Origin of the sequence: Pseudomonas sp. FP1154, from assembly GCF_030687245.1 — a bacterium.
GTDB classification, from domain to species: Bacteria; Pseudomonadota; Gammaproteobacteria; order Pseudomonadales; family Pseudomonadaceae; genus Aquipseudomonas; species Aquipseudomonas rhizophila.
On record NZ_CP117465.1, the window covers coordinates 4,161,308 to 4,175,197 of the forward strand.

Sequence of the window (13,890 nt, forward strand, 5' to 3'; positions counted from 1 at the left end):
TCATATAGATGACTGGATGACCATATCTATAAACAACCATCCCTGTCAACGCGCCCAGTGAGGTAAAGTGGCGCATTGCTTGGATTTGGATTGACGGTATGGCCCTTACACACCTTGGACATGACGAGCGACTGCCGCTTTATCAACGATTGCGTGAAGAGATGCTGGCGAAAATCGCCGCAGGCGAATGGCTGCCCGGTGAAGCCATTCCCACCGAGGCAGAACTGACCCGCCACTACGGCGTTGCGGTAGGCACGGTACGCAAAGCGGTGGAAACGCTGGTCGGGGAAGGGTTACTGCTGCGCGTCCAGGGCCGTGGCACGTTCGTGCGCCGACCCAACTTCGACGGTTCACTGTTTCGTTTCTTTCGACAGGTCGATGCCAGCGGTCAATCGCAAGTGCCGCAAAGCCGCATCCTGAGTCGCACCCAGGAGACCCCGGACGCCCACGTGCGCCAGGCGCTGAATCTGACCGAGCACGACGCCACCATCCGCCTGGAGCGCCTGCGCCTCATGAACGGCCGGCCGCTGTTCCACGAGCAGATCTGGCTACCGGCCGCTCAATTCGGCGCCCTGCTCGACACCGACCTGAACGACTTCGGCACCCTGCTCTACCCCTTCTACGAAGAACGCTGCGGCATGCGCGTCGCATCAGCCCGGGAAACCCTCACCGTCACCTCGGCCGATGAGCCACTGGCCGCCACGCTGGGAGTCAGCGCCGGCAGCCCAGTGGTGGTAGTCGAACGGGTGGCCCTGGGCTACGACCGTCAACCCCTGGAATACCGACTGTCGCGCGGCGCAGCCGACACTTTTCGCTATCAGGTGGAGATTTGCTGAAAACTATCGGGGATAGTTCCCGAAAACGTTGCCTCTACCGGTCCGATGAGAAACACCGGTCCCCGGCCATCCCATTGAACCGTCACGCTTCCACCATCACATTCAACCTCAACACAATGATCCAGCAAGCCACGACGAATCCCGTTCACAGCGGCGCCGCAAGAGCAGGAACCTGAGCCCAGTGCGATGCCACCGCCCCGTTCCCATATGCGCAAACGAATGTGCTTTCGATTGATGACCTGAACGAAATGCACGTTGGTCTTGAGCGGGAACAGCGCGCTGGTTTCAATTGCCGGTCCGACTGTCGCGATATCAACGTCGGCCAGATCGTCCACAAAGTAAGTGCAGTGTGGGTTGCCCATGCTGCACGCTATCGGGCTATCCGCCAGTGGCAGAACAGCGCTGTCCAGGTCCCCAGCCAGGGGAATGTCCGACCAGCCGAAAAGCGGCTGCCCCATGTTGACGGAAATTGCACCGGTTGAAATTCGTTCGCACGTGAGCAGACCGCGGTTCGTGCGCAGCGTTATCGAAGTCACATTCGATTCGCGCATCAGCCGATCCGCAGCGCCCCGCGTCGCGCTGCCGCAAACGTCCAGCGTGGAGCCATCTGCATTCCAGAACATCAGGCGTGCGTCTGCATCCTCACAATCGAGCATCACCGCGAGTTGATTGAAACCGATGCCTCGGTTGCGATCACCCATCCGCCGGGCCAGGGCACTGGTTATGGGGTTGGCTGAGTTTCGCGCGTCCACGACAACAAAATCATCGCCATTGGCGTGCATTTTGTGAAAGTTCAAGGGCATAAATAGATCCTGAGGAATGAAGTGACTCACGTTCAAAGGCGACCTGGCCCATTGGAGTTCTGCTCAACGCGACGCCAGCGCAGCCTTTTTCTCAAGCCAATCTCCACGCGTCATTTCCCAAACTTCCTTTAGCAACGACCCACAGACAAAATCGCCCTGCCGTGTTGCAATCATGCGCATGCCTTCGTGTTCCGAAACTTTACGCGAAGCATGATTGCCCACCGCCTTGGGGACTTGCATGACGGGACGCCCCAGGGTTTCAAACCAATAGGCGTTGATAACCTCACAGGCCTCGCGCATGTAGCCCTTTCCCTGCCATTGAGGCGCCAGCCAAAAGCCTCGGTTGTTGCCCGGTTGATCGTACAGGCTGATGCTGCCGATGCAATGTGCCGGATCTTCGCAAGTGCGGATCATCCAATGCCACTCGCGCCCGGCCGCAATGGCGGGAAGCGCATGGTCGCGAACGTACGTCAGCGCGCCGTCTTCCGGATAGGGCCATGGCACGCGACTGTCGAGATAACGCATCACTTCCCAATGAGGAAACAGCTGTTGGATAGCCGGTGCATCGGCCAGTTGTAAAGGCGTGAGGATAAGACGGCGGGTCTGAATCGTGGGGGTGGTTTCCATCATGGATTTACGCATGATGATCGTGCGTTCAGCACCGTCAAATTCGTCACGTACCTTCTGAAATCCCAGCTCTGTGTAAAAGCTCTCTGCCGTGATGGAGGATGGCACATGCAAAGTGACCAGACCCATGTCGAGAGCGGCTGAACAAATGACCGACATTAGCCGTCTGCCAAGGCCTGCTCTTTGATACCGCGGCGCTACAAAAACACTTCTGATCACATCTCCATCGAGGCTAGCAGTCGCGACGACACGCTGATCGACAGATGCCACATACATCCGACGCCGCGCCATCAATCGCTCAATCGCCAGTGGAGAAAAGTTCTGCTCTACCCGGGCGATTACATCGGCCGGATAATCTTTCGTATTGGACTGACGCAGAGCGCTGATCACAACGTTGCTTATTGCTTGCGCGTCCTCGACTGTTGCGAGGCGAATGTAGGCATCCATTTCAAGTTCTCGCTCCGGGTGATCAGTGATCATAGACGCATGACAATGGACAGAAACCACGACAGAAAGATAGTTTCAAGACGTCCAGGCCGAAGGCTGAACCACGGATGCTATTGCCGATTACTCAAACGAACACGCCCAGCCTTGCCATCAACAAAAAGAGTCAAAGCATGAAAACCGCTGACCCCAATCGCCTGAAAATCTGGCAAGCCCTTTCATCACTGTTTCTCGACACCGAGATCGACGAATTAACCTACGACTACATCGCTCGCGTGATCCTTGAAACCGGCTATTCACCTAAGGTAATCCACAGCATCCTATGGAATGAAGTGTTCCCGGTCCTGGAAGCCAACCTCAGGTCCGTCGCAGGCGAATGGGCGGGATGGACGGATGAGTGGCTGCTGGAGCAGCTCACGATAAATGATCAACTCGAGGTCCGAAAACCCAGCGGCAGTATTGCCGTGGAGATCGCCAGATGCTGGAACCATGTGGCGACCCGGCTTCCACCGGGATATGCCTGATCCCGGTTTTTATCCGGCCCCTCGCGCGCCCAGGATGCCGCACTCGTCAGGCAACAATCTCACACTGATCAACGTCTTTCGGCAAAATGATAGAGCACGAAATAATGCCCCTCACACCCCATTCGCTTGTCACCTTGGTCCCCGCTCAAAACAGCGATCTGGACGATCTGGTAGCCGTCAGAATCGAAGCCATGCGCGAAAGTCTTGAGCGTGTCGGGCGATTTGATCCCGTGCGCGCACGCGAGCGATTTCTAGGCGGTTTTAAACCAGACTGCACACGCCACATCGTGGTAACAGGACAGAGGGTGGGGTTCGTAGTCATCAAACGTCACGGCAATGAACTCTTGCTTGACCACTTGTACGTGCGCCCGGACGCGCAGGGATCAGGAATAGGCTCTGCTGTTCTCAGCCAAATATTCAAAGAGGCGGATGCCGCTGCGCTGCCATTACGAGTGGGCGCTCTCAAAGAAAGCGCGTCGAATCGCTTCTACATCCGCCACGGTTTCCAACTCATCGAAAGCGGCGAGTTCGACAATTATTATCTGCGACAGAATGGTCCTGCAGCTGGCCAAAATCGTTAGCCACCGACAATCTTACTGCGATGTATCCTCGTGTATCCCGAGGATACATCGCTACATAACCTTGCACTTTTACCTCCCATTCGACACAGCCCGGATACGTTGCCCCGTTCAAATGCACCCAAGGTTTCAAGGGCATCAACCAGAGCCCCTGACCCATGGCTCGCAATGGAGGCATCACCATGAAAACGGCACTGCAGCACAGCAAAACCGGTAAAACCCATCGCCGCCTGCTCGGCTCATCCATCCTCGCTCTCAGTCTGTTCGGCGCGCTCGGGGTAGCCCACGGGCAATCCACCAGCGCCGCGCAGCCAACCGCGAACAAGTCCGGCGTCACGCATACAACGCCCTCCCCGTTCGGTGCGCTGAAGCATATCAAGGCCGGTCTGCTGGACGTGGCGTATGCCGAAACCGGCCCCGCCGATGGGCCGGTGGTGATTCTGTTGCACGGCTGGCCGTACGACATTCATAGCTATGACGAAGTCGCGCCCTTGCTGGCAGCGAAGGGATACCGCGTGCTGATGCCGTATGCCCGGGGCTACGGCGATACGCATTTCCTGTCCGAAAAAACGCTTCGCAACGGTCAACCAGCCGCGCTGGCCAGTGACGTGATCGACTTCATGGATGCGCTGAAAATCAAGCAAGCCGTGCTCGGTGGCTACGATTGGGGCGCACGTTCGGCGGACATCGTCGCGGCCCTGTGGCCGGAGCGCGTCAAGGCGCTGGTCGCGGTCAGCGGCTATCTGATCGGCAACCAGGCCGCCGGTCAGAACCCGCTGCCACCCAAGGCCGAGTTGCAGTGGTGGTATCAGTTTTATTTCGCCACCGACCGTGGCCGCGCCGGGTACGAGAAAAATACCCACGACTTCGCCAAGTTGATCTGGCAACTGGCGTCGCCCAAATGGGCATTCGATGACGCCACCTTCGACCGCAGCGCCAAGGCGCTGGAAAACCCCGACCACGTCGAGATCACCGTATTCAACTACCGTTGGCGTCTCGGTTTGGTCCAGGGCGAGACCCGATACGACGCCCTGGAACAGAAACTGGCGACGGCGCCTCCCATCAGCGTGCCGACCATCACCCTTGAAGGCGATGCCAACGGCGCGCCGCACCCAGCTCCCGAGGATTACGCCAAGCGCTTCACCGGCAAATACGAATTCCGGTTGATCAACGGCGGCATCGGCCACAACTTGCCGCAGGAAGATCCGCAAGCGTTTGCCAAGGCTGTGATTGATGCGGATCATCTTTGATAGCCAGCCCCTTGCCTTGATAACACCGGCATAAAAAAACGGCTCGTTTATTCAACGAGCCGTCTTTTTGCGGGCTATTACCGAACAGGATCAACCCGACGCATAAGGTCATTCAACACGTAGGTGTCCAGAAAGGCTGTTACCTCTGTGATCTGGCCATCCTTGAGTGTCATGTGCCACAGGTAAGTGTTGTTGTAGGGCTTGCGGTCAAGGGCCATGGCCTCTCCCTTCCAGAGAACCACTACGACATCGCCCTCAGCCACAATGCTTTGCACGGTAGGGGAAATGGGCGTTGCCAGCCGAGCGGTGATCGGTCGTACGGCTCGTTCGATTAAATCCGTCTTGCTGTTATACACACCAGAAACCGGGCTTGATCCAGATACGGTCCACGTTGCGTCGGGCGCCAGCAGATCGAAAACCGTGCCTTGGCCTTGTTGCCAGTGGGTAAATGCTTGGCGCACCAGGTCGGTATTGATGTTTTGGTCAGCGGCTTGCGACGCTGAAACCGTGTTCGTTGAAAGCACCAAACACAGCGCGACAGCCTGAAGGCGCACAGCCAAACTCATCCATGGGGTCATGATCTTTCTCTCACAACAATACGTTGATAGGAACCTCTTCAAGAGGAACCTTAACGGCATGGGCTCGGAAGCTTTTGCTCGATACTGCTGTGAGATTGCCCGATGCTGTTTGGTGGAACGGCGTGGGCACCTGAGCCTGGCTCCTATGCCGGGTTGCCGCCAGCACGCGGGTAGTCGCCCGCCGGTCCCATATCGCCTTTTTCCAGACGCCAAAAACCACAAACCCCCGACTTTCTCTAGGAAAATCAGGGGTTTGTGTTTGCAGAATGTGGCGGTGAAGGAGAGATTCGAACTCTCGATACAGTTTCCTGTATACACACTTTCCAGGCGTGCTCCTTAAGCCACTCGGACACTTCACCGTGTCTCGGCAAACTGTTCAGTCTGTCGAGGCGCGCTAATGTAGTCGAAAGCTTTTCCGATGGCAAAGGTTTTTTTCAGAATTTTCATGCGGTTAAGGTGGTCGGGCATTTCAAACGCGTCCGGGCATGGCAAACCGGCCAATCTTCGGGTTTGTGTGTGCAGTGTTCCATGGAGCAAGGCGCGGGCGATGGGGCGGTCAGGCGGTTTGTCGGGGCTGGGGGCTGACCGGTGAGTCAGTCACAGCGCTTTACCTGGCCTGCGGCGGTGGGTAACGTCTGCGTCACTTCTCTTACAAGGAATAGCGCCATGAGCGACCTGATTGCCTACCATCTCGAAGACGGTATCGCGACCCTGACCTTGAACAACGGCAAGGTCAATGCCATCTCGCCGGATGTGATTGCCGCGTTCAACACTGCGCTGGATCAGGCTGTGACGGATCGGGCGGTGGTGATCATTACCGGGCAACCGGGGATTCTGTCCGGTGGTTATGATTTGAAGGTGATGACCGCCGGTCCCAAGGAAGCGGTGAGTCTGGTCACGGCCGGCTCGACCCTGGCCCGTCGCCTGTTGTCGCACCCCTTCCCCGTCGTTGTCGCGTGCCCAGGGCATGCGGTGGCCAAGGGAGCGTTCCTGCTGCTGTCGGCGGATTATCGCATCGGTGTCGATGGACCGTTCAGCATTGGCCTGAACGAAGTGCAGATCGGCATGACCATGCACCACGCCGGTATCGAGCTGGCCCGCGATCGCCTGCGCAAATCCGCGTTTCATCGCTCGGTGATCAATGGAGAGATGTTCAACCCGCAGAGCGCGGTGGACGCCGGCTTCCTCGACAAGGTGGTGTCGACCGATGAGCTGCAGGGTGCGGCGCTGGAGGCCGCGCGTCAGTTGAAGAAAATCAACATGACCGCCCACAAGAACACCAAGCTGAAAGTGCGCAAGGCCCTACTGGAGACGCTGGACAGTGCAATCCTGCTGGATCAGGAGCACATGGGTTAACTTGCCTCAGCGCAAAACGAAAAGCCCGACCGCTGTGTCGGGCTTTTTCTTACATGCTCCGTTTAAAAACCGACAACCGCTCTAGCCTGCTTCTGACACGTTAATCGGAAACATGCGCTCAAACATCGCCCATCTCCTACCTCTATAGCGGCAATTGCCGAAAACAGTGCACATCCGTACACTGCGCCACCTTTTGTCCCGACGGGGCCTGTAGATGCTGTTTTTATTGCGTATGTTGTTGATGGGTGTGCATTTTGTGCTGGCGGGTGTGCTCGGGGTGATCCTGGGGTTGTGTCGGCCGTTCAATCCAGACAACAGCCGTTTATGCGCCAGATTGTATGCGTGGCCCGCCATGTGCATTTTGCGTCTGCGGGTGAAGGCCGAGGTCGACACCCTGGTAAACAAGTCCCAGAGCTGCGTGATCATTGCCAACCACCAGTCCAACTATGACCTGTTCATGTTCGGTAACGTGGTGCCCTACCGCACCGTGTGCATCGGTAAGAAGAGCCTGAAGTGGGTGCCGTTGTTCGGGCAATTGTTCTGGCTGGCGGGCAATGTGCTGATTGACCGGGGTAACGCGATCAAGGCGCGCCAGTCGATGTTGACCACCACTCACACGTTGCAGCACGAGGACACATCGATCTGGGTATTCCCGGAAGGCACGCGCAATCTTGGCGAGGATCTGCTGCCCTTCAAGAAAGGCGCGTTCCAGATGGCGATCGCCGCCGGGGTGCCGATTGTTCCGGTGTGCGTCAGCAGCTACATCAAGCACATGCGCCTCAATCGCTGGCGAGGCGGCGACATCCTCATACGCTCGCTACCGGCCATTCCCACGGCGGGGTTGAGCCTGGATGACATGCCCCAGCTCATCGCCCAGTGCCGTGAGCAAATGCGCGAGTGCATCGCGGTGATGGACCGGCAGGTGCAGGCTGTTTAACGAGCCCGTTAAACAATAGCCAGCCGGGCACATAACCCTGTGGCGAGGGGGTTTATCCCCTCCCCACAAAAGCCCGCACGATTCTGATTCCACCTGTAGGGCATTTGACTCTACCGGCGAACTCGGTGGATTTTGCTGACTCTCAAGCAGCAGGGCACACTAAGCTACAGATTGCCTGCCACTGCCATTTCCAAGAAGAAGTGAACCACCATCATGGGTAGAGTCGTTGCTGCTGCGGTTTACAGCGCCGGTAAGAAAGTCACCAACATCACCCTCGACGAAGGCAGCGCCTGGGCAGCCAAACCGGGCCACTTTGTATGGATCGGCCTGGAAGAGCCCAGTGCCCAGGAACTGACCAACCTGCAACGTCAATTCAACCTGCATGAATTGGCGATTGAAGACGCGATGGAGAAGCACAGTCGTCCCAAGTTGGAGACCTTTGGCGATGCACTGTTTATCGTCACGTATTCGCCGGTGCGCAAGGACGGCAAGCTACAGTTCATCGAGACTCATATCTTCGCCGGCAACGGCTACATCATCACCGCCCGCAATGGCCACTCGGCGTCCTACGCCCACGTGCGACAACGCTGTGAGGCGCGGCCTATTCTGCTGGAGCACGGGGAAGACTTCGTTCTCTATGCCATCCTGGATTTCGTCATTGAAAATTACCAGCCGGTGGGTGAAGCCATTCACGCCGAGATCGATGAGCTGGAGCGCAACGTACTGTGCAGCTCCCTGAACGAGCGGGATATTCAGAACTTGCACAGCTTGCGCCGTGACGTATTACGCCTGCGCCGTTATGCAGCACCGATGGTGGAAATCAGCGAAGAACTGCAAAGACTGGACTTTCCCTTCATCGACAAAAACATGAGCCCGTACTTCCGCGATGTGCAGATTCATGTCACGCGGCAGATGGAAGACCTGGCGACTTTGGCGGACATCGCCAGCCAGACCATTGAAGTCGGCGTGCTGCTCGAAGCGTCGCGCCAGAGCGTGGTGCAGCGCAAGTTCGCGGCGTGGGCGGCGATCCTGGCGTTCCCCACGGCGGTAGCCGGAATCTATGGGATGAACTTCGAGAACATGCCGGAGTTGACCTGGCACTACGGGTACTTTCTGGTGCTGGGGTTTATCGCGGTGGGCTGTACCGCGTTGTGGGGGAGCTTCAAGCGCTCGGGGTGGTTGTAAGCGCGCTTGTAGGCGGTTGAGGCTGGCGTGACATTTATCGCGAGCAGGCTCGCTCCCACACTTGATTACCTGTCTATCAAGTGTGGGGGCGATGGTGTTTTAGTCTTGGGCCGCTGCGGTTTCAGGCTTGTGCGCGACGAAACGCATCATCCATTCAGCCACCGTGGTGCCGTGATGCGCCTGTTCAAGACTGGCCATGCCTTGGCGGTAGATCTGCTCGCCAAGGTGTTGCTGGCGGATCTCCAGCAGCGCCCGGGAGTAATCGTGGATGAATTCCGGGTGGCCCTGGAAGCACAGCACCTGATCGTTGATGTGGTAGGCGGCGAACGGGCAAAAATCGCTGGACGCGATCACCGTGGCGTTTTCCGGCAGCTCGGTGACCTGGTCCTGGTGACTGATCAGCAGGGTCAGCTCTTCCATCACCGGGCTCATCCATGGCGCCTTGGCCGCGAGCTTGTAGCGGTGGGTGCCCACGCCCCAGCCTTGAGTGGCGCGCTCGGCCTTGCCGCCCAGCAACAGCGCCAGCAGTTGATGACCGAAGCACACGCCCAGCAACTTGTCGCCTCGCTGGTAGCGATCCAGCAAGAAGGTCTTGAGGGTTTGAATCCAGGGGTCGGTGCCGAAGGAGTCGGCTTTGCTGCCGGTTACCAGGTAAGCGTCGAACGACTCATCATCGTTGGGGTATTGCCCCTGCATCACGTTGTACACAATGAACTCAGCCGCGACGGGCTGTTGTGAAAACAGGCGCTGGAACATCTGCCCGTAACCCTGATATTGGTCGATCAGTTCCGGACGCAGGGTATCGGTTTCCAAAATGCAGATGCGCAGCGACATAAAAAATACCTGACACGATGATGGGAATATTGCACACCCCCTGAGCGTGCCTTGAAATACCGTCCCAAGGCAAGCCCCTTCCCCTGTCAGTCAGAACAGTTCTTGCCTGGCGGCTTTCTCCAGCAACAAGGCCGGTGGTGAAAATCGCTCGCCATACTGCTCGGCCAGATACTGAGCGCGGGCGACAAAATCCCGCAGGCCGTACTGGTTGATGAACTGCAACGCACCGCCGGTCCAGGCGGCGAAACCGATACCGAATATCGAGCCGACGTTGGCGTCCGCCGTGGAGGTGAGCACGCCCTCCTCTACGCAGCGCACGGTTTCCAGAGCCTGGATGAACAGCAGGCGATCGCGGATATCCTGAGGCGAAATCTGCCCGTCGGCTTTCTCGAAACGATGCTTGAGCTCCGGCCACAGGTGTTTCTGCCCGTTGGCCGGATACTCGTAGAAACCGGCCCCGGCGGCTTTGCCTGGCCGCTTGTATTCGTTGAGCAGCAGGTCAATCACGGCGAACGCCGGGTGCTCGATCGGCGTTTGCCCTTCCGCTTGCAGGTCTTTGGCGGTTTGCGCGCGGATATGGCTCATCAGGCTGAGGGAAACTTCGTCAGAGATCGCCAGAGGCCCCACCGGCATCCCGGCCTTGCGCGCCTCGGTCTCGATCATCGGCGCACTCACGCCCTCACCCAGCATGGCGATGCCTTCGTTGGTAAAGGTGCCGAATACCCGAGAGGTGAAGAAACCACGACTGTCGTTGACCACGATCGGCGTCTTGTTGATTTGCAGAACGAAATCGAAACCTCGTGCCAGGGTCTCGCCGCTGGTACGGGCGCCCCTGATGATTTCCACCAGAGGCATTTTCTCCACCGGGCTGAAGAAATGCAGGCCGATGAACTTCGTCTGATCCGGTACAGCCGTCGCCAGACCGGTGATGGGCAGGGTCGAGGTGTTGGAGGCGAGCACCGCGTCCGCCCCAACAACCGCTTGGGCAGCGGCTGTGACGCTGGCTTTCAGGGCGCGATCCTCAAACACCGCCTCAATGACCAGATCGCAACCGGCCAGGTCCGCGTCGCTGTCAGTGGTTTGAATCCGCGCCAGCGTGGCTTCGCACTGCTCGACGGTGAGCTGCCCGCGGGCGACCTTCTTATCCAGCAGCGCCGCCGTACGGGCCTTGCCTTTCTCGGCGGCGGCAAGGCTGACGTCCTTGAGCACCACCGCAATCCCGGCCATGGCGCTGACGTAGGCGATACCAGCCCCCATCATGCCAGCGCCGAGCACCCCGACTTTTTGAGTCAGATAAGGTGCAAAGCCCTGCGGGCGCGAACCGCCGGCCTTGATTTCGTTGAGCTGGAACCAGAAAGTGCCGATCAGGTTCTTGGCCACCTGGCCAGTGGTCAGCTCAGTGAAGTAGCGGGTTTCGATCACGTGGGCGGTGTCGAAATCCACCTGGGCACCTTCCACTGCCGCGCAGAGAATTTTCTCCGGCGCGGGCAGGCAACCCTGGGTTTTGTTGCGCAGGATGGAAGGTGCTATCGCCAGCATTTGCGCGACTTTCGGGTGAGACGGCGTGCCACCCGGGATCTGATAGCCTTTCGCATCCCAAGGTTGGACCACGCTGGGGTTGGCGAGAATCCAGGCCCTGGACTTGCTCAGCAGGTCCTCGCGATCCACCGCCAGCTCATCGATCAGACCGGCCTGCAGTGCCTGTTGCGGGCGCACCTTCTTGCCCTCGAGCAAATACGGCAAGGCTTTCTCCAAGCCAAGCAACCGCACCATCCGCACCACCCCGCCGCCACCTGGCAACAGGCCCAGGGTGACTTCCGGCAAGCCAATCTGCACCGACGGGTGATCCAGCGCCACACGATGATGGCAAGCCAGGCAGATTTCCCAGCCGCCGCCCAGGGCCGCGCCATTGATGGCCGCCACCACCGGTTTTCCCAGGGTTTCCAGGGCACGCAGTTGCGCCTTGAGGCCGAGCACCATTTCATAGAATGCCTTGGCTTGGGGTTTACCGACCTTGACCAGTTCGTTGAGGTCACCGCCAGCGAAGAAGGTCTTCTTGGCCGAGGTAATGATCACCCCGGCAATCGAGTCTTTTTCGGCGGTCAACCGAGCGACGCAGGCAGCCATGGCCTCGCGGTACGTCGCATTCATGGTGTTGGCGCTCTGGCCTGGCATGTCCAGGGTCAGGACGACGATCCGGTCCTGGCCGGTTTCGTAACGGATGGCATCGCTCATGAAAAGTATTCCTTGAAATCGGGGCTCAGAGACGTTCAATAACGGTGGCAATGCCCATGCCGCCGCCGACACACAGCGTCGCCAGGCCATAGCGCAGGTGACGCGCCTCTAACTCATCGAGCAAGGTGCCGAGAATTGCGCAGCCTGTAGCCCCCAAGGGATGCCCCATGGCGATGGAGCCGCCGTTGACGTTGACCTTGGCGGGGTCGATGGCCATGTCCTTGATGAACTTGAGCACCACTGAGGCGAACGCTTCGTTGACTTCGAACAGGTCGATGTCCTCCACCCGCAGCCCAGCCTTGACCAGAGCCTTGCGGGTAGCCGGCGCCGGGCCGGTGAGCATGATGGTCGGATCGGTGCTGGTGACAGCCGTGGCGACGATCCGCGCCCGCGGTTGCAGCCCCAGCGCCTGCCCCTTGGCTTCGGAACCGATCAGCATCAGCGCCGCCCCATCGACGATGCCGGAACTGTTGCCCGGCGTGTGGACATGATTGATCCGTTCCACATGGCTGTAGACCCGCAGCGCCGTAGCGTCGAAGCCCATCTGGCCCATGGCTTCGAAACTCGGCTTGAGCTTGCCCAGGCCCTCCAGAGTCGAGTCCGCACGGATGAATTCGTCGTGATCCAGCAGCACGATGCCATTCTGGTCCCGCACCGCCACCAGGGATTTGTTGAACGAACCGTCGGCCCGGGCCCGGGCGGCCTTTTGCTGGGAGTGCAGCGCGAAAGCATCGACGTCCTCGCGGCTGAAGCCCTCCAGGGTTGCGATCAGGTCAGCACCGATGCCCTGAGGTGTGAAGTGGCCCTGCAGGTTGGATTGAGGATCCAGCGCCCAAGCGCCGCCGTCGCTGCCCATGGGCACGCGAGACATGGATTCGACACCTCCGGCCACCACCAGATCCTCGAACCCGGAGCGCACTTTCATCGCCGCCAGGTTCACCGCTTCCAGGCCCGAGGCGCAGAACCGGTTGAGCTGCACGCCTGCCACGCTGACATCCCAATCGGCGATCAGCGCGGCGGTCTTGGCGATGTCGGCGCCCTGATCACCTATCGGCGTCACGCAACCGAGCACGATATCGTCAACCTGACTGGTGTCCAGGCCCATGCGCTGCTGCAGGGCAGTGAGCAGGCCGCCCACCAGGTTCACCGGCTTGACGCTGTGCAAAGCGCCATCGGCCTTGCCCTTGCCACGGGGGGTGCGTAATGCGTCAAAAATCAAAGCTTCGGTCATGACATCCTCAAACCACTGGGACAATGCAATGGCTCCAACCATAAGCCCAGCGGCCCGAGATTCAATGACCGCAGTGCTCAACGACGTTGACGGCCACGCTCAGACGAACGGTAGCATGCTATCGGGTTAACCGATTCAGGTGAGCAAAGTGTCTAGCAAAAGGGCCTTCACGAAGGTGGCACTAGGCCTCATATCACTTTAAGAGCGGACGGCAGCAAACTAATACGAATTGGATCTAAGCCAAGGCGGCTGCGGCCCCTAATGTAATCCTTGTACAAGATAGTCGTCGGGTTTTGCCGAGGCGCTTGTCAGACAGGAAGTGCAACGCCAGCCGTCAGGAGATATGCAGGCTGGCCTCAGGAAATAACAAAAAAGGCGGGTCAGCCATGTTCAAACATTCGAAAGTTCGCCAAGCCGGACTCATTCTCTTCGCCACGACGCTGCTGTTGATTGTGCCGAATATCACCAAGGT

13 protein-coding genes, 1 tRNA gene and 1 pseudogene are annotated in these 13,890 nt (G+C 58.7%); 7 read left to right on the forward strand and 8 right to left on the reverse strand.

Annotation, left to right across the window (positions count from 1 at the left end):
* Nucleotides 1-98 precede the first annotated feature (98 nt).
* Nucleotides 99-836, forward strand: coding sequence for a GntR family transcriptional regulator (locus PSH91_RS18560; protein ID WP_107322040.1), 738 nt, complete (start codon nt 99-101; stop codon nt 834-836).
* Here the strand turns inward: PSH91_RS18560 and dapF are convergent.
* From dapF to PSH91_RS18575, 3 genes and pseudogenes are all read right to left on the reverse strand, one after another.
* Nucleotides 818-1,639 carry a diaminopimelate epimerase gene (dapF, locus tag PSH91_RS18565; RefSeq protein ID WP_305466450.1) on the reverse strand — a complete coding sequence of 274 codons (822 nt, stop codon included), beginning with the start codon at nt 1,637-1,639 and terminating at the stop codon, nt 818-820. The two genes, PSH91_RS18560 and dapF, sit on opposite strands and share 19 nt — an antisense overlap.
* A 63-nt stretch (nt 1,640-1,702) precedes the next feature.
* Nucleotides 1,703-2,266 carry a GNAT family N-acetyltransferase gene (locus PSH91_RS18570; RefSeq protein WP_305468561.1) on the reverse strand — a complete coding sequence of 188 codons (564 nt, stop codon included), beginning with the start codon at nt 2,264-2,266 and terminating at the stop codon, nt 1,703-1,705.
* A 96-nt stretch (nt 2,267-2,362) separates the two neighbouring features.
* A pseudogene (locus PSH91_RS18575) lies at nt 2,363-2,746 on the reverse strand (GNAT family N-acetyltransferase); the annotation flags it as partial.
* A gap of 137 nt (nt 2,747-2,883) precedes the next feature.
* Between PSH91_RS18575 and PSH91_RS18580 the strand changes: the two are divergent.
* The 3 genes from PSH91_RS18580 (at nt 2,884) to PSH91_RS18590 (ending at nt 5,062) form a co-directional block, all read left to right on the forward strand.
* Nucleotides 2,884-3,234 carry a hypothetical protein gene (locus PSH91_RS18580; protein ID WP_047228245.1) on the forward strand — a complete coding sequence of 117 codons (351 nt, stop codon included), beginning with the start codon at nt 2,884-2,886 and terminating at the stop codon, nt 3,232-3,234.
* A 104-nt stretch (nt 3,235-3,338) separates the two neighbouring features.
* On the forward strand, nt 3,339-3,815 hold the full coding sequence (locus tag PSH91_RS18585) for a GNAT family N-acetyltransferase (RefSeq protein WP_305466452.1): 477 nt from the start codon (nt 3,339-3,341) through the stop codon (nt 3,813-3,815).
* A gap of 179 nt (nt 3,816-3,994) precedes the next feature.
* Nucleotides 3,995-5,062 carry an alpha/beta fold hydrolase gene (locus PSH91_RS18590; protein WP_274090952.1) on the forward strand — a complete coding sequence of 356 codons (1,068 nt, stop codon included), beginning with the start codon at nt 3,995-3,997 and terminating at the stop codon, nt 5,060-5,062.
* Between the two features lie 77 nt (nt 5,063-5,139).
* Here the strand turns inward: PSH91_RS18590 and PSH91_RS18595 are convergent, their stop codons facing one another.
* Together PSH91_RS18595 and PSH91_RS18600 are read right to left on the reverse strand one after the other, a co-directional pair.
* Nucleotides 5,140-5,640, reverse strand: a complete 501-nt coding sequence (locus PSH91_RS18595; RefSeq protein WP_274090953.1) for a nuclear transport factor 2 family protein — start codon at nt 5,638-5,640, stop codon at nt 5,140-5,142.
* Nucleotides 5,641-5,909: 269 nt separating this feature from the next.
* Nucleotides 5,910-5,999: transfer RNA gene (locus PSH91_RS18600), tRNA-Ser, on the reverse strand.
* A 307-nt stretch (nt 6,000-6,306) separates the two neighbouring features.
* On the opposite strand from PSH91_RS18600, the gene PSH91_RS18605 reads away from it, so the two are divergent.
* The 3 genes from PSH91_RS18605 to PSH91_RS18615 all read left to right on the forward strand — a co-directional run bounded on the left by PSH91_RS18605 (nt 6,307) and on the right by PSH91_RS18615 (nt 9,118).
* Complete coding sequence (locus PSH91_RS18605) at nt 6,307-6,996, forward strand: crotonase/enoyl-CoA hydratase family protein (protein WP_047228241.1); 690 nt, start codon at nt 6,307-6,309, stop codon at nt 6,994-6,996.
* 214 nt (nt 6,997-7,210) lie between these two features.
* A complete protein-coding gene (locus PSH91_RS18610) occupies nt 7,211-7,933 on the forward strand; it encodes a 1-acyl-sn-glycerol-3-phosphate acyltransferase (protein ID WP_281459956.1) in 723 nt (240 codons plus the stop codon).
* A gap of 213 nt (nt 7,934-8,146) precedes the next feature.
* Nucleotides 8,147-9,118 carry a magnesium and cobalt transport protein CorA gene (locus tag PSH91_RS18615; RefSeq protein WP_047228239.1) on the forward strand — a complete coding sequence of 324 codons (972 nt, stop codon included), beginning with the start codon at nt 8,147-8,149 and terminating at the stop codon, nt 9,116-9,118.
* Nucleotides 9,119-9,217: 99 nt separating this feature from the next.
* Here the strand turns inward: PSH91_RS18615 and PSH91_RS18620 are convergent, their stop codons facing one another.
* From PSH91_RS18620 to PSH91_RS18630, 3 genes are all read right to left on the reverse strand, one after another.
* Nucleotides 9,218-9,952, reverse strand: coding sequence for an amidotransferase (locus PSH91_RS18620; protein ID WP_047228238.1), 735 nt, complete (start codon nt 9,950-9,952; stop codon nt 9,218-9,220).
* Between the two features lie 90 nt (nt 9,953-10,042).
* Nucleotides 10,043-12,187, reverse strand: a complete 2,145-nt coding sequence (locus PSH91_RS18625; protein ID WP_107322032.1) for a 3-hydroxyacyl-CoA dehydrogenase NAD-binding domain-containing protein — start codon at nt 12,185-12,187, stop codon at nt 10,043-10,045.
* Nucleotides 12,188-12,212: 25 nt separating this feature from the next.
* Entirely contained in the window at nt 12,213-13,418 is a 1,206-nt protein-coding gene (locus PSH91_RS18630) for an acetyl-CoA C-acetyltransferase (protein WP_107322031.1), read from the reverse strand.
* Nucleotides 13,419-13,890 lie beyond the last annotated feature (472 nt).